This window comes from Paraflavisolibacter caeni (assembly GCF_025628885.1).
In the GTDB taxonomy this organism is placed as follows: domain Bacteria; phylum Bacteroidota; class Bacteroidia; order Chitinophagales; family Chitinophagaceae; genus Flavisolibacter; species Flavisolibacter caeni.
This window is the reverse complement of sequence record NZ_JAOTIF010000021.1, coordinates 43,551-65,479: the sequence shown is the minus strand read 5'-3', so window position 1 is coordinate 65,479 and position 21,929 is coordinate 43,551. Positions and strand designations below refer to the sequence as shown.

The window sequence follows — 21,929 nt, the reverse complement described above, 5'->3', positions numbered from 1 at the left end:
ACAGGTTCAGTCATAAATTGCAAGCTTTTAGCTAGGATATATTCATGATCGTAAGGTCATTCAACTTAATCTCATAAAAATAAGTTTGCTGGAATCAATTTAGAAGGGTTTATCAAATGAAATTTTCTCACTTACACGTTCATACTCAATATTCTTTGCTGGATGGAGCGGCGTCTATCCAATCACTATATAAAAAGGCCATTAAGAACAATATGCCGGCCATGGCTATTACCGATCATGGTAATATGTTTGGTGCCTTTGAATTTGTAACGGAAGCCTATAAGCACAAAAACGATGATGGCAGCCTGAAAGTTAAACCTGTGGTCGGATGTGAATTTTACGTAGTGGCTGACCGTACCCGTAAGACCTTTACCAAAGAGCAAAAAGATGCGCGGTACCACCAGGTGTTACTTGCCAAGAACAGCATAGGGTATCAAAATCTTATCAAATTGACTTCGCTTGGTTATACTGAAGGATTATATAGCAAATACCCACGGATTGATAAACAGCTGATCGAAAAGTACCATGAAGGCCTGATCGCAACTACCTGTTGCATTGGGGCTTATGTGCCTCAAACCATTTTGCACGAGAGCGAGGAAAAGGCTGAGCAAGAATTTAAATGGTGGCTGGACATCTTTGGAGAAGACTACTTCATTGAATTACAGCGCCATAATATGAAAGAACAGGAAACCATCAACCAGGTGTTGATGAAGTTTGCCAAAAAATATGGTGTTCCGGTAATTGCAACCAATGACAGCCACTATACGGATCAAGATGATTACAACGCCCACGATATCCTCTTGTGTATCAATACAGGAGAAAAGCAAAACACACCTGGTTTTGACGATTTTGTAAATGATGATTCAAACATCAAGAACAGACGCTTTAAGTTTCCGAACGATCAATTCTATTTTAAGAGCACGGAAGAAATGACCACGCTCTTCAAAGATGTTCCGGAAGCCATTGATAATACCAATATGATCGTTGACCGGGTAGAAGTGTTAAACCTTAAAAAGGACATTCTTTTACCTGCCTTTCCTTTACCTCAAGAATTCCAGACCCATAATGACAGTAACCTGAATCAATGGGAGTTTCTTCGATACCTTACTTATGAGGGAGCGAAAGAGCGTTATGGCGAGATCACACCGGATGTTCAGGAGCGGCTAGACTTTGAGCTTTTTACAATTAAAACCATGGGGTTTGCCGGATACTTTTTGATCGTATCGGATTTTATTAAAGCCGGCCGCGACCTTGGCGTGTTTGTAGGCCCTGGCCGTGGTTCTGCGGCAGGATCTGCGGTAGCCTATTGTATCGGGATTACCAATATTGACCCCATCAAGTATAAGCTGCTGTTTGAGCGTTTTCTTAACCCAGACCGTAAGTCAATGCCCGATATTGATACGGACTTCGATGATGAAGGCCGTCAAAAGGTAATTGACTATGTAGTGAAAAAGTATGGCCGCAACCAGGTAGCACAAATTGTCACCTATGGTACGATGGCTGCCAAAATGAGTATCAAGGACGTGGCACGGGTGATGGACCTACCGTTGATTGAATCTAACGGAATGGCGAAGCTGGTGCCAGACAAACCAGGTATTGAACTAGATAGAGTTTTACATGCGCCACTCACTGCAAAAGATGGCGAAAAATCGCTGGAAGAAAAAGAAGGCTTAGGAGCAGACGACCTGGAAAACGTAAAACAGCTCCGAGCTATTTACGACGGAAACGATCTTCGAAGTACTGTACTTCATGAAGCGGAACGTTTGGAAGGTTCTGTCCGGAATACAGGTATTCATGCTGCCGGTATCATCATTGCGCCGGATGACCTTATGAATATCATCCCGGTTTGTACGGCAAAAGATTCAGATCTCTTAGTAACACAGATTGAAGGAAAGATCATTGAGGATGCCGGCGTCATCAAGATGGACTTTTTGGGTCTGAAGACCCTCACCATTATCAAAAATGCCCTGGAAATGATCAAGCAGAACCATGGCGTTGATATCACCATTGATAACATTCCATTAGATGATGAAAAGTCTTACCAACTGTACCAACGTGGCGAAACCATAGGAACATTCCAGTTTGAAAGTCCGGGTATGCAGAAATACCTGAAAGAACTGAAGCCTGACCAGTTTGCCGACCTGATTGCGATGAACGCCCTGTACCGACCTGGTCCAATGGCTTATATCCCACAATACGTTGACCGTAAACACGGCCGGGAAGAAGTATCCTTTGACCTGGAGGAAATGGGAGAATACCTTGAGGAGACCTACGGTATTACCGTATACCAGGAGCAGGTGATGTTGCTGGCTCAAAAACTTGCCGGCTTTAGTAAAGGTGATGCGGACGTACTGCGTAAAGCCATGGGTAAAAAAGACCGGAAGACGCTGGATAAGATGAAAGGCAAGTTTGTTGAAGGCGCTATGACCAAAGGTCACCCCAAGGAAAAGCTGGAAAAGATCTGGACCGACTGGGAGGCATTTGCCCAATATGCGTTCAACAAATCACACTCTACCTGTTATGCTTTTGTAGCTTATCAAACTGCTTACCTGAAAGCCCACTACCCCGGGGAATATATGTCTGCGGTACTGAACAACGCCAATGCCATTGAAAAGCTGACTTTCTTTATGGAAGAGTGTAAAAAGATGGGTATTAAGGTGTTGGGTCCAGATATTAATGAATCATTGAAAGGTTTTGCAGTAAACTCGAAGGGTGAAATCCGCTTTGGCCTTGGCGGCTTAAAGGGTGTAGGTGAAGCTGCTGTTGAAAGTATTATTGAGGAAAGGATGAAGTCCGGACCATTTGTAAATATTTATGATTTCATCCGCCGAATCAACCAACGTACTGTCAATAAAAAAACACTGGAAAGTTTGGCATTGGCTGGTGGATTTGACTGCTTTACAGAGTTGCAACGTGCACAATATTTCAGTGTTGCTGACGGGGAAAGCGTTACGGGACTTGAAAAAATCGTCAAATATGGTAATATGGTACAAGTAGAAGCTAGTTCTGCGGCCAACACTTTATTTGGAGATATGCCTACCGTGATGGAGATCAAGCCACCTGTGATAGCCCCTTGTGCGCCATGGCCTTTGGTAGAACAATTGGATAAAGAAAAAGAAATCACAGGAATTTACCTGAGTGGGCATCCACTGGATCATTATAAATTTGAGATCAGGCATTACGGCATTAATACGATTATAGAATACAATGAAATAAAAGAAGCCAACACGCCCAACCTGGCCGGCAAAGCTATGAAATTGCTTTGCCTAGTTGCTGGCGCCAACCATCGATTGTCGAAGCAAGGGAATAAATTCGGCATATTTACCATTGAGGATTATTCAGGCAAAGCAGAAGTAACCCTCTTTGGTGACAATTATGTTCGCTTCAGTAATTACCTGCAACAGGGGCAGACCGTATTCATAACAGGAACCTTCAATAAACACAAGTACCGTGATGAACTGGAATTTGGTATGACAGGAATTACACTAGCCGAAAATGCCAAAAGCCTGCTGCTTCGCCAGTTGGTACTTGAAATGGATGTAAGAAGTCTACAACCAGGAGTTATTGATTTCCTGGAACAAAACCTCAAAACGCATCCTGGTAAGGCCGGTATAAAAGTAGTATTGACAGAACCGAAGGAAGACCTGAAGATCAGCCTTTCCTCACTGGAAAGTGGATTTGAAATGAACCACGAACTTATTGATTACCTCGACAAAACGCCCGAGGTAAGTGTCAGCGTAACAACTGTTTAAATTGGTAAAATAGTTAAAGTACAACTGACACACTGAACGCTAAAACTGCCAACAAAGCATAAACCGATTGTTGGATTTATATTTGCAGGCAGAAATCAAGTTTGAACATTAAAACTGTATAATCATGGCAAAAGCATTCACAGACACTAATTTTCAGAATGAAGTATTGAGTTCCGATAAACTAACCGTTATTGACTTTTGGGCAGAATGGTGCGGTCCTTGTCGTGCAATAGGTCCAGTAATTGAGGAATTATCGAAAGAATATGAAGGCAAAGTGAATATCGGTAAGGTAAATGTTGATGAAAACCCCCAGTTAAGCATGAACTATGGTATCACTAGCATTCCTGCTATTCTTTTCATTAAAGACGGCCAGGTTGTGGACAAATTGGTAGGAGCACAGCCAAAGTCAAACTTTGTTAAGAAAATAGAATCACATATGTCCTAATCAATAACGGATCATTTTTATAAAAAACTGTTTCTATTGCGAAACAGTTTTTTTATTTTGTGGTATCTACAAAAAGCCAATTCCACTGTTTATGAAACAAAGACTTGCCTATACTATTGGATTGATGCTAAGCATCTGCTTATTTATTATTTATTCCTGCCAGTATTATTTATTCCTGCCAGCAAGAAATCCACTTTCCCAAAACTGCAGAAATAATTACCACGAATGTTTCAGGCCGAGTGCTAGATGAAAATGGGCTTCCAGTAAAAGGAGCATCAGTAACTGCAGGTGAATCTAATACTGTAACTGATATCGATGGTAATTTTCATTTTACGAACATCAGGTTGAATAGCAGTACCGGATATATAAAGGTGGTTAAACAGGGGTACTTTTTAGGTTCGCGAACAATAGCTACTAAACCCAATAGCACTCATTTTGCAGAAATTGAGCTCATTCCCAAAAAAACTGCAGGCAAGTTTGTAGCTGCTGCCGGAGGGACAATTACGGTTCCCAATGGTGGATCGGTTTTATTTGAAACCAACAGCATTATCAATGGTGCCACCCAAATTGCATACGCAGGCGAAGTGACAGTTGCAGCACATTTTATCAATCCTTCTGCTGTAAATTTTTCTGCTACTATGCCAGGAGACCTTCGTGGCATCACCACCAATAACCAGGAAAGTGCATTACAATCATTTGGAATGCTGGTGGTGGAACTGTCTGGTTCCGGAGGAGAGCAGCTTCAATTAGCAGCAGGTAAAACGGCTACTTTAACTTTCCCAATCCCAGCTTCTCTCCTGGCCCAGGCTTCACCAACAATACCCCTTTGGTATTTTGATGAGGCAAAAGGTCTATGGGCTGAAGAAGGATCTGCAACCAAACAAGGCAATAATTATATAGGTAAGGTTTCTCACTTTTCATTCTGGAATGTAGACAAACCATATCCCCTTATAAATTTTGAAGCCGTCATTATGGATGAAAATGAACAACTTCTTCCCCAAACAAAAGTGGAGATTAGAATGCAGGGTGATTCAGCTTCAACTTCCGGTTCGGGGTATACAGATATAAACGGAAAAGTTTCGGGTAAAATACCAGCCAATCAAAAGCTGCAATTAAATATTTATAATAAATGCAACCAGATAGTTCAAAGCCTTCCCATTGGACCATTCAGCGGCAACACCAACTTTGAAACGATCACGGTTCCAAGTAAGGGAAATACAGTTATCAATTTCTCCGGAACTATGAAGAACTGTAATGACGAACCAGTAACAGAAGGATTTGTCAATATTTTCATCAATGGGGCTAATTACAGAACCAAAGTGACCAACGGAAATTATTCAACATCTGTAATAACCTGTAGCAACAATTTAGGCCAGGCAACGATTTCCGGTTTTGACAACAGTACGAGCATACTCACAGATTCGGTTAAAGTTTCGCTATCCGGAGGATCAAACCATACGGTATCACTGAAGGCTTGCGGCGCCACTGCCAGTGAATTTATTAAATACAATTTGGATGGAACCAACTATACTTTAGTAAGGCCAGGGGATAGTTTAGCTTGCTACCGCAATAGCAATATTACCTATGTAGAATCCTTTACAAGCGGTACTCCAGGTTGGCAGGACTTTTATTTTAAATTTAACGGCACTGCCACTACTGGCAGGTATTACATCTATACCTCAGGTATTTCAGTTGAAGGGAAACAATATACAATGCAAGATTCCATTTTTGTGAATGTCACAGAATATGGAGCAAAGGGGGCTTATGTCTCAGGAAACTTTACTGGTAATTTGAAAAGGGACTCCTTAAACAGGTTATTCCCAATTACTTGTAATTTTCGAATTAAACGGACCAATTAATTGTTAATACAAGTCCGTCTCAAAGAGACTGTCTTTCTACGATAATAATAAATAAAAAAGTCCTGGATATATGAGAACCGGGACTTTTTTATTTATTCATTATTTAATTAACGTGGTGTCATCTCCAAGGCTTCTGCTAATTCTATCTCCTTGTCAGAAGGGCGCTTATGTTTATACCGGAATAATATGGCAAATAACAAGGCGACTAACAATGAATATATGGCAAAAGCTGTCCAAATGCCTTGCCAGTTCAATTCATTGTTACTATTCGTAAAGTATTTGGCAATAGCGATACCGCTTAACCTACTTCCGAGCCAAGCTCCAAAGCCATTGGTCATCATCATATAAATGCCTTGAGCGCTTGCCCTGATCTCAGGCTTCACCTGCGTATCAACAAACAGAGAACCAGAAATATTGAAAAAGTCAAACGCCATCCCATAAACTATACAGGATAATATGATCATCCATAAGCCATCAGCGGGATTGCTATAGGCAAATAGCCCAAACCTTAGCACCCATGCAAACATGCTTATGAGCATTACTTGCTTGATGCCAAATCGCCGGAGAAAGAATGGGATGGCAAGGATAAATAGAGTTTCAGAAATCTGAGAAATAGACATTATGATGGCGGGATACTTCACTGCAATTGTATCTTTATAAATATCTATTTTGGCAAAGTCGTGTAAAAAAGTATCACCATAGGCATTTGTTAACTGCAGAGCTGCTCCCAGCAACATTGCAAAAATGAAAAACAAAGCCATTTTATAATCCTTGAATAAAGAGAACGCACGCAAACCAAATATATCAATCCAGGATTGATTAGCCTCTCTTCTTTCAGCAGGCGGACATTTTGGAAGTGTAAAAGAATAGATGCCCAATAAAAATGATACGGCTGCTGCGACATAAAACTGTTTTGCCGATGTTTCAATATGCAATAGGCTTACAGTCCACATAGCAGCAATAAATCCAATTGTACCCCACACTCTAATTGGAGGAAAGTCTTTTACAATATTTCTTTCTCTTTTTACCAAAGCTGTATAAGAAACAGTATTTGCCAGGGAAATAGTAGGCATGTAAAAAAGCATATATAACAGCAGAACCCAGTAGAAGGTTCCAGGGTCATTTACCTGAGGAATAAAGTAAAGGATAACAGCACCTATTAAATGACATAATCCTAAAAGCCTTTCAGCATTTATCCACCGGTCGGCTATTATGCCCATAACGGCAGGCATAAAAATAGCAGAAACGCCCATTGTAGAAAAAATACTCCCAAAGTCATCGCCTTTCCATTGCTTATTCTGAAACCAATAAGCACCAATTGTAATCAACCAAGCCCCCCAGACAAAGAACTCCATAAAGTTCATTATAGTGAGGCGTTTTTTAATATCCATTATTTTTTACTTTTAAGATTATTTAAGGTGCGTTAAGATAAGGATTTTAGGTATTGAGCCTCCAAGCTTTAGATCAAATCCAGAAATGCTAAGTTTATGCTCTTATTTAAAGAAATAGGAAGTGATAATAATCAATAGAGATTAAAAAGGCCTTTTAATGTTATTCCAGTAATTTTGCCGGATTATTGTACAAGAGCAGGACTTTCAATTCATTAGAACCAATCCTGCAATATTTTACTTTTTAATATGGTATCAATAAGTACAGAACCTGTTGAAGTCTTAGTGGAAAATCAGCCTTCAGAATTAAAAGCAATAGGCCAAAAAGTAATCAATAACGTAAGGTTAACCGATGAAGATGCCCTACTCCTATTTGAAAAAGCTAGTCTCGGATACGTTGGAACACTGGCCAATTATGTAAGAGAGCGATTACATGGCCATAACACTTATTTTAACCGCAACTTTCATATTGAACCAACAAATGTTTGCCTGTTTACCTGCAACTTTTGTTCTTATTCGCGACTATATGCTCACCGAGAAGAAGGTTGGGAACTCAGCATCGAGCAAATGTTGGACATCGTGAGGAAATATGAAGGTAAACCAGAAACAGAGGTGCATATAGTTGGCGGGGTGCATCCCAAAATGAACCTTAGTTACTTTGCCGATCTCCTGCGCAGAATTAAAGAACTTCGCCCAGACCTGCACATCAAAGCATTTACTGCTGTTGAATTGGACTATATGTTCCGCAAAGCAAAAGTAAGTGTTGAAGAAGGTTTGAAGATATTACAGGAAGCAGGCTTGCAATCAATTCCAGGTGGAGGCGCTGAAATATTTGACGCAGAGATCCGCCAACAAATTTGTGCTGATAAAGTAGATGCAGAGGGATGGCTTCATATTCATGAAACTGTTCATCAGTTAGGAATGCATAGTAACGCCACTATTCTATACGGGCATATTGAAAATTACAGTCAACGGGTAGACCACATGCGCCGCTTGCGTGACCTGCAGGACAAAACCGGAGGTTTCAATACTTTCATACCGCTTAAGTTCCGCAATGGTGATAATGACATGAGCCATGTTCAGGAAATAAGTCTTGTCGAAGATCTGAAGATGTATGCCATTGCCCGTTTATACCTGGATAACTTTCCACACCTGAAAGCATACTGGCCTATGCTTGGGCGTAAGAATGCACAACTTTCACTTGCTTTTGGTGTAGATGATATTGATGGAACTATAGATGATACAACTAAAATTTATTCCATGGCCGGTGCAGAAGAGCAAACACCATCCATGACTACAGAAGAAATAGTAACCCTGATCAAACAGGTATCCCGTAAACCAGTAGAACGCGATACCTTATATAATGTGATACAGGAGTTTTAGTATACAACCTGATTATCTACAACCAAAAGGCACCAGGTGAAATAACTGTGATCAATTACTATATGATCATTGTTTCTTTCACCTGGTGCCTTTTTAGTGAATTAATTCTGAATCTTAAATCGAACAATTTTGTTCTGTTTATGTTGTTCATGATCCAGAATTGCACTCACAACAATTTCCATATCCGCAGTTTCATTAAGTGTATTTTTCCAGCTTTCATCAATATTTATAGTATGATCATGGCCATGATAATGCTGAAAGTAAAGGTTAGTTCCACCTAATTTACGGATTGCTATTTCATAACCGTGCAATTCTGCATTTCCAGTTGCCGTTCCTTTAATTAAAAGTGTTTCGCCAAATCGCACCAATGCATTTTCAACAGGTGTTGTAATTTGAATACCCGCCTGGGGTAAAGGATCTTCATCATTCTGGCGAGAACAGGAAGAGAAAACAATGGCGAGTACAAAAAAGAGATTTAAGCAGAAGTTTAGTTTAACTATTTTCATAAAGCTTAATGTGTAATTAGTTTTATTAATTAACCATAACTGTTCCTTTCATGTTTGCATGATAGGCGCAATGATAGTGGAATGTACCTGCCTGGCTGAAAGTATGAGAATAGGTTTTAGTATATGCCAAATCTCCGCTATTGAAACTACCGTCATCTGCGGTTACAGTATGTAGCATATCATTATTATTGGTCCAGGTAACAGTAGTACCGGTCTTCACTGTTATAGAGGCAGGCGAAAAGCTTGAGCTTCCCATGCTTACAGAAGAAGTATTATTGTTATTATTGCTGGGCGGATTATTGCTACCTCCACCATATCCATCACCACTTTTACTGCAGGCTGAAATAATAAAAAAGATTATTAAAACGGCATTCAGCCAAGGCCGAATAATATGTGTTTTCATAACATGTGTTTACATAACTATAATACGTTTGTAAACCACTTTGGTTGCTTTGGCCTGTCTACTCAAATCAGTATACCAACAGCATCGGTATTATATTAAAAAAATAACCAGTAGGTCTATCTACTGGTTATTATAACTTAAAATAATAATATTTAATAGTGCTGTTCAGGTAAATACCTAAGGGCTAGTCCTGCTTTTTCCATTCTTTTTGTCCTAAACCGGCAATCACATGTTTCTCGCTATGATATGAAGAGCGAACTAAGGGACCGCTTTCAACATAATCCAAACCTAAACTATAACCAACTTCCCGGTATTCTGCAAATTCGTCCGGGTGAACAAAACGCTGAACAGGCAAATGTTTTTTAGAAGGCTGCAAATACTGGCCAATAGTAACTACGTCACAGCCTGCATTGAATAAATCTTTTAATGTTTGTACGACTTCTTCCTTGGTTTCACCCAAACCCAGCATTATGCCGCTTTTCGTACGCATGCCACCTTCCTTCAAGGTCCTGATCACGTCCATGCTGCGCCAATATTTGGCCTGAATCCTTACCTGCCGGCTCAGACGTTCAACAGTTTCAATGTTATGAGAAACCACTTCTGGTGCGGCATCAATAATTCTTTGAATATCTTCTTTTTTCCCCTTAAAGTCGGGAATTAGCGTTTCCAAGGTTGTATTTGGGTTTAAAGCTTTTACCGCTTTAATGGTGTTATGCCAAATAGTAGAACCGCCGTCTTTCAGCTCGTCCCGGTCAACCGAAGTAATCACAGCATGTTTCACCTTCATCAGATGGATGGCTTCTGCAACCCTTTGGGGTTCGTCCCAATCAACTGCTTCCGGGCGACCTGTGGCTACGGCACAAAAACCGCAGCTGCGGGTACAAATATTTCCAAGGATCATAAAAGTAGCGGTACCAGCGCCCCAGCACTCACCCATGTTTGGACAATTGCCACTCTCGCAAATGGTATGCAATTTATGTGTATCAACCAAGCCACGCACGTGTTTATAGCTTTCACCGATAGGAAGCTTTACGCGGAGCCAATTAGGTTTTTTCAATTTATTTTCCGCAGAAACATCAGGTACTACAGGAAGTTCAATCATAATTTTCAATTCAAATGTTCACCATTCATGCTCCAGTTCTTTTGTACTGAAAACAGGAATAAGGGTGCAAAGTTAAACTACAATGATTTTCAAAAATGAGCCGGCAATTATTCATTAACAAAAAGCTGGCTCACAGGCCAGCTTTCGATTATATACAAATATAACCCGATTTGTCTGATATTCACTTTCGTCCGCCAAAAACCATGGCAAAATGCGCCTGAAAAAATAAACTATGCGAGCTTTTAAGGGCCATCATCTCAATTTTATCAGCATAACCCTCTACCGACATACCTAATTCTACAGCGGTAATTGACTCATTATAACCACCAAAATCAAAACGAAGGGCTGTTTTGGCATAGGCTCCAGGTTTCAATTTCACTTCGCTCCACCCTTTTGTAAACCCAGCACTACCCTGGATACTGCTATAATCTAAAAATAATTCTGAGTCTTCAGGCGTGTACTTAATTTCCCGATTGGCACCATTGTCCACTATCTGTAAGTAATATGGCTTCAGGAATCCCATAGAAAAGCCTCCCTGAAAAGAGCCAATTACGGCGATACCATTTTTATTCCCTTTTTGCCCGAAAATATATTGTTGGCCAAAACCCAATTTGGCAGCGTAGAAGTTATTAATTTTTCCAAATTTATAAGAGTTACCCAGCAGAAATCCCGTACCACTGCTCACTTTTTCTTCTTTAGGGTCCTGGATTTCGGTCAACTCCAAAGAGTAAATATTCGTAAACCGAGGGGATCTCATTCGACCGATTTCATAGAATAGCCCATAACCATTTGTTCGCAACTGCAGACCAAAAGCATTTTCCTTTACATAGTTGAGCACACCTTCTTCTTCCTGCTTGGTAATGGCATTAGCGCGTTTTTTCTTTTCTTCGCGGCGGCTTTCTTTAGCAGTTTTCTGGGCTGTAGCGTCTTCCGTCAATACAATAAAGCCTGTCAATAGGCCAATAATGATGAATATTTTCTTCACAAAGTTTAAAATATATTGTTCAAACGTAAATTTAGTCAAAAAAGTATGACATCTGTTGTAGTTTATGATGGTGATCTAAGGACAACCTGTACTCATTTGAAATCTTCATCTGCCATTGAAACTGATGCACCGCCGGACAACCATGGCAAAGGGGAAAGGTTCTCTCCTACCGATTTAATGGCCACCTCCCTGGCAACCTGTATGGTTACTGTGATGGGCATAAAAGCCAGATCAATGAATATTGATCTTAAAGGTATTCAAGTGGATGTGGAGAAAATCATGAAGGCCGAGCCTAGAAGAGTTGGAGGTATCAATCTTAAATTTCATATTCCAGACCATTTAAAAGGTATTGAAGAAAAGTCGAAAGATATTCTGAGGCATGTAGCACACACCTGCCCTGTTGCACAAAGTATCCACCCAGATATCAAAGTGCATGTGGAGTGGAACTGGTAATACTTTTCAGGTAGTAATTTCCAACACTACACTCCAAGCAACGCTTATTAGAGCAGTATTCATTTTTTAATTCCAGTAGGGCCTGTGAATCACAGGCTTTCTTACTGGAAATCTTCAATGCAGCAAATCCCCCAATAATTGAATTCTTTTCTGCCGGTAATTGTTCCATCCACTGTATAGCCTTTGTTTTATACTTTTCCTCTTTGTGATAGAGACCATATGCGAATAATGCCGGCGCCACCGTATTGATGATTATATTTTCTATCATACCGGCTCCGATCGTTTTCTTTTTGAATGAAGCAGGCTCATCTAATAAATAATGATAATGCCAGTAATCATTAGCCGTGACATAAAGACTATTGGTCACATCCTTCATATTTTCTGTTTCCAGGAACTTTGAAAACAAGTGCACCGAAGTATGTACCAGCATAGCCAGTTGTGCCAGACGGATTGTTGGAAAATTCCTGGGTCTCATTCGCAGAAAGTGGACAGGAATTGAAATGGGTACCAAGTGATATTTCTTCTTTAAAAACTCATATTCCCGCTTGAGTAGTTTAGGGTATTCTTCAGAAAAATCTTTCTGCAGCAAATTTGCTTGTCCCAACAACAAACCCTCCAATTGATGTATTTGCGCCTTTTGTTTTGCTAATATATTAATAGGTATAGATCGCGCTATTGCTTCAAAAGCTTCAACATTTACTTTACTGCCAAAGTTGCGGGCCAGAAGCCACCAAAATGCTTCCTCCCAGTGTGTATTGTTTTCTTTTAAAAAAGAGATAATGATTACGGCTTTTCTTTCCAATCGCTCTGCCAACAGTCTTTCTTTCCATGATAACCAGGTAATACCAGGCACTTGTGCAATAGTATTTGAACAGGGAATAAATGCAGATGCGTTCATCAAAAATTGGTACTTATTCAGCAGGATACCAGAGATGTGGGGTTCCAATTCCAAGACAGGGATATTATTACCGGGGTCAGCATCATGCTGATAAACGACATGAAGGATCACATTACCATAATTACTATCTCCCTGATGCCCGTGCTTGTGCCAGTCAGAAGTCTTCAAATGAAGTTCTACACTTCCGGCGAATAAAGTAGTTCCAATCCTGATTTTCGCACCTTTGAAATCGGGCCCTTGATTGTAGTTGATGATTCCGGGGAAGACCACCTCCACTTTTTCTCCATCAGAAGACAGGAGTTGTGTACGGTTAAAATATTGAAAGCGCCAAATATAATGAAGCAGTTTTTCGGTAATTAACCCACCCTCATGCAGGGTGAAAAGGTCGGACATATCATATCTTTTCCCAAAAGATACTCATTGTCGCCAACTTTTAAAAGAGCAGATCCTAAATTAACGGCTGTTCAGGGCCTGCACTACCCTACTTACCGGTAATCCCATCACATTATAAAAATCTCCATCGATTCGTTTGATGCCTACCACTCCAATCCATTCCTGTATTGCATAAGCACCTGCTTTGTCGTACGGCTGATACTTATCAACGTAAAACTCAATTTGTTGAGGAGTTAAAGTATGGAATTCCACTTCCGTGGTATCTGCAAAATAGTGCTCCATCCCATTTGTTATTGCCACACCTGTAATGACCTGATGAATATTCCCGCTGAGTTTCGCTAATATTTTCAATGCATCTTCCCGGTCTTTTGGCTTCCCAATGATCTCATTATTCAACACTACGATCGTATCGGCAGCAATCACCACCCGGTTGTCTTTTACCTGAGCACTTACGGCTTCAGCCTTTTGCCGAGCGATGAAGACAGCCGCCTCCACTGGAGTAAGATGAGATGGAAATGACTCATCAGTATTAGAAACAACTACTTCAAAATCTATTTCAGCCCATTCTAATAACTGCTTGCGCCTTGGTGACTGTGATGCCAGAATATATTTTGTCTTTGGGATCATGTGTTCATTTGAAAAGGTGCTCAAAATTACAGTCTGAAGAAGATCATTGATAGTATACCAGTGAACATAATCAATTTTGTAAGGGCACTCAATTTGGAAAATTCCTGTGTAGTGCGCGCCTTCAAAAGCCTGCTTAAAAGAATAATGGATGGAACAATGACAAACAGGATGCTATAAATAACAGCCCATGCCCAACCAATCAGTAATAAATAGAGCTGCAGGAGCAATAGAGCGCCAATCAATACCACAAGCCATACAGCAACATATACTTTCGCAGTACGAATACCGGTAACTATGGGCAAGGTCCGGCATTCATAACGCAAATCCCCTTTCAGGTCTTCGATATCTTTAATGGCTTCCCGGACCAGTGAAATAACAAATGCAAACCCAGCATAAAGGAAAGATATCTTGAAATATTTTGTAATATTCGGATCATTGTTGCCATATACAGCATTAAAAGGAACTTTTGCGAAAAACAGAATCAAAACAGTCCAGGAAGTCAGCAGGGAAATAACGATATTACCAATTAACAGTTGTCTTTTGAAAGAAGTTGAGTAAAGCCAAAGGAGTGAGACAACAACAATATTTGCTATAATCAAATACCATTTATGAAAAGAAACAGCAATAGCTGTAGCAATGATACCAGCCGTACTTAACCCGATGTGCCAAATAATTGCCCAGCGTCTATTAATAATGGAATTAATTACATTTTTGCCCGGTTTGTTAATCTGATCGATATTGAGATCAAAGTAGTCATTAATTATATACCCGGCCGCAGCAATAAAAACCGATGCTACGATCAGCCAGAGTAGCTGATAGATTTCCTGCGTTTGGAAAAGAGGCTGGTAAATACAAAAATAGAATAGTAACTGGGTAATTATAATAAACACGAGATTAGGCCATCGGACCAGGCGTAAAAATGCAGCAACTAATCTCATTAGAATGATTTAAAATGTTCAAAATTGATTTTCGTACTGAGGCAAGCAGGAATCCTAAGCTTCTATAACAAGAAACTAATGTATGTGTTACCTGGAGGTAACGCTGGTGTCAAAGTTCCAGTGGTCATTAAGCTTGAGCACTTTTTCAATGACGTCCCTGGCACAGCCAAAGCCGCCTTTGATAGGTGAAATATATTTACTAATTCTTTTAACTTCCATTACAGCGTCGGCAGGACAACACGGCATACCTACTTTTTTTAATACATCAACATCGGGTAGGTCATCTCCCATGAATAACACCTCTTCCCAGCCGATATTATTTTGGTCCAGGTAATTATTTAAAAATTCCAGTTTGTTTTTAATATTGAGGTATACTTCCTGTACGCCAAGCTTGTTCAACCTGCCAATCACGGGTTCAGAATAACCTCCTGAAACAATCACTACATTATAGCCGTTCTTTAATGCCATCTGCAACGCCAGGCCATCCTTTACGTGCATTTGGCGGGCCTGTAAACCATCATTCAATACTAAAACAGTTCCGTCGGTCAGAACGCCATCAAGATCAAAGATAAATGTAGTTACGCTGGTAAAATATTCTAAAACGTTCATAACCTAAACTATAAGCTCAGCTGCAAATATATCGGGAAAAAACTGCCCTTCAGCTCATTGCTTCATAATGCTATCAGTAAACAGTTCATAAAACTGCAGCAATTCCGGGTGATCTTTCAAGAGTCCCTTGTGCTTTTCAATTGTATTATAGTCATGTCTTATAGCCGGACCAGTTTGTGCTTTTGAAGAAGAAAGGTGCTCGATGCGCAATGCAGTTTCTTTAATCAAAGGAAACAGCAGTTGGAAATCCAAGCCTTCTTTTTTACAATAATCTTCGGTTAACCGATACAGGTGGTTGACAAAGTTGTTGCAAAAAACAGCTGCCAGGTGCAATTTTAGCCGGCTAAAATCATTACCCTTCATGACTTTTCCAGAAATGCTGGCAGCAAGTAATTCCAGCTCGTTTAAGGTTTTTTCATCACTGGCATCTATAATGATCGGGATATCAGGCAGGTAAGCATTTTCCTTTTTCAAACTTTGCAGGGGATAAAAGACCCCATAATGCGTTGCCTCGTGCAATACTTCTTTTGAAACTGAGGCTGCAGTATGCACGATTGTCTTATTGGGCAATTTAAGTTCTTTCAAAACCTCCTGGATTGCAATATCAGAAACGGCTATTATATAAATATCGGCATCCCGGGTCACCACACTCCAGTAATTTGTCGATTCTGTATCCAGTTCGTAAGCCAGGTCGCTGGCTGCTTTTGCATTGCGGCCAAAAATTTGCACAATCTGGTGCCCAGCCGCTTTCAGCTTTCTGCCAAGAACAGAAGCTGTGTTACCTGTTCCAATTAAAACAATGTCCATGAAAGGTATGTGGTTTATGGTTTGATGGTTTATTTGTTATTTCGCCTGTTTTTGCGATCATAGTTTGTGCCAATAACAATTAAACCAATATACCTAATGAGTGTCAGTCAAAAGTTGGTTATCAATTATATAAGAGCAAAATTTGCAATTCTTTCTTCGATATCCAAAAGAAAGACTGCAGAAAAAGCATTTCAATTATTTTGTACTCCCCAATACAGGAACCGAAAAAAGCTTCCACACATATTTGAAGAGGCAGAGAATATCCAATTCGCCTTTCATCATCATAAGATCAGTGGTTACAGATGGAATCATCCATCAGAAAATAAATTATTGATCCTACACGGCTATGAATCCAGTGTCATAAACTTTGACCGTTATGTAAAGCCATTGATCAAAAAAGGCTATGAGGTATTAGCTTTTGACGCACCTGCCCATGGCCGGAGCATGGGCAAACAGATCAATGCAGTATTATATAAAGAATTTATCCTGTACATCGATAAACATTACGGACCGATCAAAAACTTTATTGCCCATTCTTTGGGTGGTCTTGCTATCGCACTTGCCTTAGAAGAAATGAAACATGACGAGACCTATCAAGTTACACTTATTGCACCAGCCACTGAAACAACAACAGCCATCGACTCTTTTTTTAAATTTCTTCAATTGGACGGAGAGGTTCGTAGGGAATTCGATGATGTAATCAAGCAGGAAGGTGGCCATCCGCCGGAATGGTTTTCCATTGCGAGGGCTGCACAAAATATTAAAGCTAAAGTTTTATGGCTTCAAGACGAAGATGATCAAATGACACCGATGAGGGATGTAAAACCAATCATTGAAAAGGAGTATCCAAATTTTCAATTCCTTATTTCGCAGGGCCTGGGGCATAGACGTATTTACAGGGACAATAACTCTTATAAGGCTATTATTGATTTTTTTCATTCATCTGTTTGAACTTTGCCCTGATTATTTCAGAAAGGAACTTTTGAAACAAGAATGCTTGAACCGGGATTGGGAATTTCGGATTTGGGATTTCGGATTTCGGAATTTAGGGAGACAATGCGGCCAGTTGAAAGATTAAAATGCATATTTGCAGGATTGAAAAGGGATGAATAGCGTTATTGTGGTGAACTGAATAAAGTATATCCGCATAATATTATCAATATTTAAAATTTATAAAAACCAGATAGATTGCCATGGAAACGAATTTTTCTTTTTTAGCTCTTGGAGATTCATATACGATAGGTGAATCAGTGCCCCTTCATAAAAGCTTTCCTTATCAGACCATTCAATTATTAAGAAAGAAGGGCTTTAATTTCATTGCCCCGGAAATAGTTGCTCAAACAGGATGGACTTCGGGTGAATTAAAAAATGCGATTGAAGAATACAGCTTTCTGTATACTTATGACTTTGTGACTTTACTCATCGGGGTGAATAATCAATACCGGGGTTATGCTATTGAAGCTTACGAAAAGGAATTTGCCATACTGCTTTCGAGAGCTATCCTTCTTGCCAACAAAACACCGGAACATGTTTTTGTGCTTTCCATACCAGATTATAGCAAAACAACATTTGCCAAGGACTTGGACTCTGATAAAATTTCCTCGGAGATTGATCAGTACAACGAGGTAAATAAAAGGATATCCGATTCATTCGGCGTTCAGTATGTGGATATAACTACATTTTCAAGAGAAGTAACTCAAGATGCCAGTATGACAGCGGCAGACGGATTGCATCCCTCCGAAAAAGTATATACCAAATGGGCGTCAATGCTGGGACGGCAGGTGTATAATTTATTAAAAGCAGAGAGCGTATCATAGTGAGAATCAGCCACTTTCAGGGGTCTCTCTCCGACCTTTCCCGCTGAAAAAAACTAACCCTAGCTAAAAAATTCTTATTCTTGCCCTAAACTTGAACGAATTTATCCGCGTATATATTTAAACGATACGAGACATATGGCTAAGAACTTACTGATCGTTGAGTCTCCTGCAAAGGCCAAAACGATTGAAAAAATATTAGGAAGTGACTTTGAGGTTAAGAGCTGCTATGGGCATATCCGGGACCTTGAGAAAGACGATATGGGTATTGATATTAAAAATAATTACAAGCCCAGATACATTGTTCCTGAAGACAAGCAAAAGGTTGTCAAAGAATTAAAACAGCTCGCTAAAAAAAGCGATGAAGTGTGGCTGGCAACGGATGAGGACCGTGAAGGGGAAGCTATCAGCTGGCATTTATGCGAGGTGCTGGGACTTGACCCGGGAAGTACTAAACGGATCGTTTTTCACGAGATCACCAAACCTGCGATCAAGCAGGCTGTTGGCAGGCCTCGTACTGTAGATATGAACCTGGTGAATGCCCAGCAGGCCCGCCGGGTGCTAGACAGAATTGTAGGTTTCGAGCTCAGCCCGGTGTTGTGGCGGAAGATGAGCATGAAGAACAACCTGAGCGCAGGAAGGGTTCAGAGCGTTGCTGTGCGACTCGTTGCTGAGCGCGAAAGGGAAATCAATGCATTTAAACCGCAGAGCAGCTTTAAGGTTGAAGCTATGTTCACGGCAAATGATGTGGCAGGTAAGCCCATCAGCTTTAAGGCAGAAGGGAGCAAATACCCTGATGTGGCCACAGCTGAACAATTCTTACATCAATGTATTGGTGCCAATTATAAAGTAAAAGATATCCAGGTAAAGCCGACGCGCCGTTCTCCCGCAGCTCCTTTTACCACGTCTACCCTGCAACAGGAAGCGAGCCGTAAATTAGGTTACAGTGTTAGCCGGACCATGTTGGTGGCGCAAAAGCTGTATGAAAATGGTCACATTACCTATATGCGTACGGACAGTGTGAACCTGAGCGAAACAGCCATGGATGATGTCCGGAACACAGTACAAGCATCTTATGGTAACAGGTATTACCAGTCAAGGAAGTATAAAAACAAAAATGAGTCGGCGCAGGAAGCTCACGAAGCCATCCGTCCTACCTACATGTCAAATACGACAGTACCAGATGCTGATGCCAAACGCCTCTACGAATTGATCTGGAAGCGTACAATGGCATCGCAAATGGCAGATGCTGAGCTGGAAAAGACCGTTGCTAAAATTGAAGTTTCTACAAATAAAGCTGAATTGGCGGCAACCGGTGAAGTGCTGAAATTCGATGGCTTTATTAAAGTATATAGGGAAGATGTGGACGATGAGGATAAAGAAGGCGAAGAAACAGCGGAAGGCATGCTGCCACCGTTAACCGTTGGCCAGCAGTTGCCCTTGAAGGAAATGAAGGCCATTGAGCGCAACACCCGTCCACTGCCCCGCTACACGGAAGCTTCGCTGGTGAAGAAACTCGAGGAACTAGGTATTGGCCGTCCATCTACTTATGCTCCTACCATTTCAACTATTCTCAAAAGAGGCTATGTTGAAAAACGTGATAAGGAAGGCACTCCAAGGCATTACAAGGTATTGACCCTCAGCAAGGACCATATTACCAAAAAAACGGAAACGGAAAATATAGGAGCAGAAAAAGCAAAACTTTTCCCCACAGACCTTGGACTAGTTGTAACTGACTTCTTAAAGCAGTATTTTGATGACATAATGGATTATGGCTTTACCGCCAGGATCGAAGGTGATTTTGACGAGGTAGCCCGAGGAAAGCTGCGTTGGAATAAAATGATCGATGAGTTTTATAACCCTTTTAAAAAGGACGTAGAAAAAACCATTGAGACGGCAGAACGTATAAAAGGTGAAAGAGAACTGGGTCTTGATCCAGAGAGCGGCAAACCGGTAATCGCCCGTATGGGACGCTATGGGCCGATGGTTCAGATTGGCACAGCAGAAGGTGAGGAAAAGCCACGCTTTGCCAAGTTGAAATCCACTCAAAGTATTGAAACCATTACCGTGGATGAGGCGATGGAGCTCTTCAGGTTACCAAGGGTGCTTGGTGCGTTTGAGGGTTCGGATGTAGCGGTCAGCATTGGACGATTTGGCCCTTACATTGCACATGATAAAAAGTTCTATTCTTTGGGTAAAGAATTTGATCCATACAGTATAACCCTCGAGGAAGCAGCCCCCATCATAGAAGAAAAGAGGAAAGCAAAAGATGAGCGGACGATCAAGGTTTTTGAAAAGGAAAAGATCCAGATTTTGAGAGGTCCTTATGGTCCTTACATCAAAGTTGGGTTGCGCAACTATAAACTGAGCAAGGAGCAACAGGAAAGAGCTGCAGACCTTGCGATAGAAGAAGTAAAGAAAATAATTGAAGAGGCAAAGGCGAATCCGCCGAAGAAGGCGCCGGCGAGGAAGAAGAAGGGATGATTTGAGTGACGAATGACGAATGGGGGGAGAAGATGATAGATGATTGAAGGGAGGTTGGGAAGTGGGGACAGAATGGAGGATTGAGGGCTAGAGGGATTTGGGGAATTGGTGCAGAGTTGGGGTGCGATTTGGTGGGAGTTGGAGGTGAAGGCGGGGAATTAGACTATCGGATGCGATAGCGGTGGGAATAAATTATAATATAGATGGAGCAAACGAAAGAAATATCGGCCTTATTGCAATTGATTGATGACCCGGATGAAGAGGTGTTTGGGGCTGTATCGGAAAAGATTGTGGAATATGGCAAACCTATTATTCCCAACCTGGAAGATCTGTGGGAGAATACACCTAATGAAACTATTCAAAGCCGTATAGAGCTCATTATCCATAAGCTTCAATTTACAGACCTCGCTGAGGACTTCCGGCAATGGAATGTTGCAGGGCATTTTGACCTGATGGTGGGCTCACTGCTTGTTGCCAAGTTTCAATACCCAGACCTGTCTACAGCACCAGTGCTGCATGAAATAGAAAAACTCCGGAGAAATGTATGGCTGGAACTGAACAACTATTTAACGCCGCTGGAGCAGATCCGCATTATTACAGGCATCATTTACGGTTATTATGGATTGAAAGGAACGGAAGTTTCTTATACAAACATCAATGACTTTTTGCTGAACAAAGTCTTGGAGACCAAAAGGGGTAACCAGCTTAGCAATGGCATACTGTACCTGATCATTTGCGATTTGCTTGATATCCCAGTTAAAGCGATCAGCATTCCCAAACAATTTGTACTTGCTTTTCAGAAGCCAGGGTATTCTACAGAGGAAGCTGATTTTGCATCCAAGATCGAATTCTATATTGAACCTGCCAGCGGACAAGTTTTCTCCCATAAAGACATTGAAAGTTATTTTAAAAGAATATCTGTACCCGCTCTTCCATCCTATTTCAAACCGTTATCCAATAAAAAGATCATTCAATACTTATTGGAAGAATTGGCCAATTGCTTCGACAACGATAAAGAACATTACAAGAAAGAAGAGCTATTGAAACTGGCTAATATGCTAGATTAGTACGGCCTTTATACCT

At 40.8% G+C, this 21,929-nt stretch carries 19 protein-coding genes; 9 read left to right on the top strand and 10 right to left on the bottom strand.

Going from position 1 to position 21,929, the window contains the following annotated elements; genetic code table 11:
- Positions 1 to 116 precede the first annotated feature (116 nt).
- From dnaE to OCK74_RS20595, 3 genes are all read left to right on the top strand, one after another.
- Complete coding sequence (gene dnaE / locus OCK74_RS20605; RefSeq protein WP_279298976.1) at positions 117 to 3,752, top strand: DNA polymerase III subunit alpha; 3,636 nt, start codon at positions 117 to 119, stop codon at positions 3,750 to 3,752.
- A 124-nt stretch (positions 3,753 to 3,876) separates the two neighbouring features.
- On the top strand, positions 3,877 to 4,197 hold the full coding sequence (gene trxA / locus OCK74_RS20600; protein WP_279298975.1) for a thioredoxin: 321 nt from the start codon (positions 3,877 to 3,879) through the stop codon (positions 4,195 to 4,197).
- A gap of 239 nt (positions 4,198 to 4,436) precedes the next feature.
- Positions 4,437 to 6,056 carry a hypothetical protein gene (locus OCK74_RS20595; protein WP_279298974.1) on the top strand — a complete coding sequence of 540 codons (1,620 nt, stop codon included), beginning with the start codon at positions 4,437 to 4,439 and terminating at the stop codon, positions 6,054 to 6,056.
- A 107-nt stretch (positions 6,057 to 6,163) separates the two neighbouring features.
- Here OCK74_RS20595 and OCK74_RS20590 read toward each other — a convergent pair whose 3' ends face one another.
- A complete protein-coding gene (locus tag OCK74_RS20590; protein WP_279298973.1) occupies positions 6,164 to 7,447 on the bottom strand; it encodes a nucleoside permease in 1,284 nt (427 codons plus the stop codon).
- A gap of 246 nt (positions 7,448 to 7,693) precedes the next feature.
- Here OCK74_RS20590 and mqnE point away from each other — a divergent pair, with 246 nt between their 5' ends.
- Positions 7,694 to 8,827: an aminofutalosine synthase MqnE gene (gene mqnE, locus OCK74_RS20585; protein WP_279298972.1), complete on the top strand. Its 1,134-nt coding sequence runs from the start codon at positions 7,694 to 7,696 to the stop codon at positions 8,825 to 8,827.
- Positions 8,828 to 8,928: 101 nt separating this feature from the next.
- Here the strand turns inward: mqnE and OCK74_RS20580 are convergent, their stop codons facing one another.
- From OCK74_RS20580 to OCK74_RS20565, 4 genes are all read right to left on the bottom strand, one after another.
- On the bottom strand, positions 8,929 to 9,333 hold the full coding sequence (locus OCK74_RS20580; protein WP_279298971.1) for a hypothetical protein: 405 nt from the start codon (positions 9,331 to 9,333) through the stop codon (positions 8,929 to 8,931).
- Between the two features lie 25 nt (positions 9,334 to 9,358).
- Positions 9,359 to 9,736: a cupredoxin domain-containing protein gene (locus OCK74_RS20575; RefSeq protein WP_279298970.1), complete on the bottom strand. Its 378-nt coding sequence runs from the start codon at positions 9,734 to 9,736 to the stop codon at positions 9,359 to 9,361.
- Between the two features lie 184 nt (positions 9,737 to 9,920).
- Positions 9,921 to 10,838 carry a lipoyl synthase gene (lipA, locus tag OCK74_RS20570; protein WP_279298969.1) on the bottom strand — a complete coding sequence of 306 codons (918 nt, stop codon included), beginning with the start codon at positions 10,836 to 10,838 and terminating at the stop codon, positions 9,921 to 9,923.
- 181 nt (positions 10,839 to 11,019) lie between these two features.
- Positions 11,020 to 11,823, bottom strand: coding sequence for a hypothetical protein (locus OCK74_RS20565; protein ID WP_279298968.1), 804 nt, complete (start codon positions 11,821 to 11,823; stop codon positions 11,020 to 11,022).
- Between the two features lie 45 nt (positions 11,824 to 11,868).
- Here OCK74_RS20565 and OCK74_RS20560 point away from each other — a divergent pair, with 45 nt between their 5' ends.
- Positions 11,869 to 12,276 (top strand): OsmC family protein, encoded by a 408-nt coding sequence (locus OCK74_RS20560; protein ID WP_279298967.1) that lies wholly within the window; start codon positions 11,869 to 11,871, stop codon positions 12,274 to 12,276.
- On the opposite strand, the gene OCK74_RS20555 is transcribed toward OCK74_RS20560, so the two are convergent.
- From OCK74_RS20555 to OCK74_RS20535, 5 genes are all read right to left on the bottom strand, one after another.
- A complete protein-coding gene (locus tag OCK74_RS20555; RefSeq protein WP_279298966.1) occupies positions 12,248 to 13,567 on the bottom strand; it encodes a DUF2851 family protein in 1,320 nt (439 codons plus the stop codon). The genes OCK74_RS20560 and OCK74_RS20555 overlap by 29 nt on opposite strands.
- 60 nt (positions 13,568 to 13,627) lie before the next feature.
- Complete coding sequence (locus OCK74_RS20550; protein WP_279298965.1) at positions 13,628 to 14,194, bottom strand: Maf family protein; 567 nt, start codon at positions 14,192 to 14,194, stop codon at positions 13,628 to 13,630.
- Between the two features lie 26 nt (positions 14,195 to 14,220).
- A complete protein-coding gene (locus tag OCK74_RS20545) occupies positions 14,221 to 15,132 on the bottom strand; it encodes a geranylgeranylglycerol-phosphate geranylgeranyltransferase (protein WP_279298964.1) in 912 nt (303 codons plus the stop codon).
- A gap of 87 nt (positions 15,133 to 15,219) precedes the next feature.
- Positions 15,220 to 15,741 (bottom strand): KdsC family phosphatase, encoded by a 522-nt coding sequence (locus OCK74_RS20540; RefSeq protein ID WP_279298963.1) that lies wholly within the window; start codon positions 15,739 to 15,741, stop codon positions 15,220 to 15,222.
- 54 nt (positions 15,742 to 15,795) lie between these two features.
- A complete protein-coding gene (locus OCK74_RS20535; RefSeq protein ID WP_279298962.1) occupies positions 15,796 to 16,548 on the bottom strand; it encodes a Rossmann-like and DUF2520 domain-containing protein in 753 nt (250 codons plus the stop codon).
- Between the two features lie 96 nt (positions 16,549 to 16,644).
- On the opposite strand from OCK74_RS20535, the gene OCK74_RS20530 reads away from it, so the two are divergent.
- From OCK74_RS20530 to OCK74_RS20515, 4 genes are all read left to right on the top strand, one after another.
- On the top strand, positions 16,645 to 17,499 hold the full coding sequence (locus tag OCK74_RS20530) for an alpha/beta hydrolase (RefSeq protein WP_279298961.1): 855 nt from the start codon (positions 16,645 to 16,647) through the stop codon (positions 17,497 to 17,499).
- A 242-nt stretch (positions 17,500 to 17,741) separates the two neighbouring features.
- Complete coding sequence (locus OCK74_RS20525) at positions 17,742 to 18,365, top strand: SGNH/GDSL hydrolase family protein (RefSeq protein WP_279298960.1); 624 nt, start codon at positions 17,742 to 17,744, stop codon at positions 18,363 to 18,365.
- 135 nt (positions 18,366 to 18,500) lie between these two features.
- On the top strand, positions 18,501 to 20,846 hold the full coding sequence (topA, locus tag OCK74_RS20520; RefSeq protein ID WP_279298959.1) for a type I DNA topoisomerase: 2,346 nt from the start codon (positions 18,501 to 18,503) through the stop codon (positions 20,844 to 20,846).
- 203 nt (positions 20,847 to 21,049) lie between these two features.
- Positions 21,050 to 21,913: a transglutaminase family protein gene (locus OCK74_RS20515; protein WP_279298958.1), complete on the top strand. Its 864-nt coding sequence runs from the start codon at positions 21,050 to 21,052 to the stop codon at positions 21,911 to 21,913.
- The last annotated feature ends 16 nt before the right edge of the window (positions 21,914 to 21,929 follow it).

What these genes read in the sequence shown, in the direction of transcription:
- trxA (WP_279298975.1), top strand. Translation starts at nt 3,877, where the DNA reads ATGGCAAAAGCATTCACAGACACTAATTTTCAGAATGAAGTATTGAGT.
- OCK74_RS20525 (WP_279298960.1), top strand. Translation starts at nt 17,742, where the DNA reads ATGGAAACGAATTTTTCTTTTTTAGCTCTTGGAGATTCATATACGATA.
- OCK74_RS20540 (WP_279298963.1), bottom strand. Translation starts at nt 15,741, where the DNA reads ATGAACGTTTTAGAATATTTTACCAGCGTAACTACATTTATCTTTGAT.
- OCK74_RS20560 (WP_279298967.1), top strand. Translation starts at nt 11,869, where the DNA reads ATGACATCTGTTGTAGTTTATGATGGTGATCTAAGGACAACCTGTACT.
- OCK74_RS20580 (WP_279298971.1), bottom strand. Translation starts at nt 9,333, where the DNA reads ATGAAAATAGTTAAACTAAACTTCTGCTTAAATCTCTTTTTTGTACTC.
- OCK74_RS20555 (WP_279298966.1), bottom strand. Translation starts at nt 13,567, where the DNA reads ATGTCCGACCTTTTCACCCTGCATGAGGGTGGGTTAATTACCGAAAAA.
- OCK74_RS20550 (WP_279298965.1), bottom strand. Translation starts at nt 14,194, where the DNA reads ATGATCCCAAAGACAAAATATATTCTGGCATCACAGTCACCAAGGCGC.
- mqnE (WP_279298972.1), top strand. Translation starts at nt 7,694, where the DNA reads ATGGTATCAATAAGTACAGAACCTGTTGAAGTCTTAGTGGAAAATCAG.
- OCK74_RS20530 (WP_279298961.1), top strand. Translation starts at nt 16,645, where the DNA reads ATGAGTGTCAGTCAAAAGTTGGTTATCAATTATATAAGAGCAAAATTT.
- topA (WP_279298959.1), top strand. Translation starts at nt 18,501, where the DNA reads ATGGCTAAGAACTTACTGATCGTTGAGTCTCCTGCAAAGGCCAAAACG.
- OCK74_RS20545 (WP_279298964.1), bottom strand. Translation starts at nt 15,132, where the DNA reads ATGAGATTAGTTGCTGCATTTTTACGCCTGGTCCGATGGCCTAATCTC.
- OCK74_RS20590 (WP_279298973.1), bottom strand. Translation starts at nt 7,447, where the DNA reads ATGGATATTAAAAAACGCCTCACTATAATGAACTTTATGGAGTTCTTT.
- lipA (WP_279298969.1), bottom strand. Translation starts at nt 10,838, where the DNA reads ATGATTGAACTTCCTGTAGTACCTGATGTTTCTGCGGAAAATAAATTG.
- OCK74_RS20575 (WP_279298970.1), bottom strand. Translation starts at nt 9,736, where the DNA reads ATGAAAACACATATTATTCGGCCTTGGCTGAATGCCGTTTTAATAATC.
- OCK74_RS20515 (WP_279298958.1), top strand. Translation starts at nt 21,050, where the DNA reads ATGGAGCAAACGAAAGAAATATCGGCCTTATTGCAATTGATTGATGAC.
- OCK74_RS20535 (WP_279298962.1), bottom strand. Translation starts at nt 16,548, where the DNA reads ATGGACATTGTTTTAATTGGAACAGGTAACACAGCTTCTGTTCTTGGC.
- dnaE (WP_279298976.1), top strand. Translation starts at nt 117, where the DNA reads ATGAAATTTTCTCACTTACACGTTCATACTCAATATTCTTTGCTGGAT.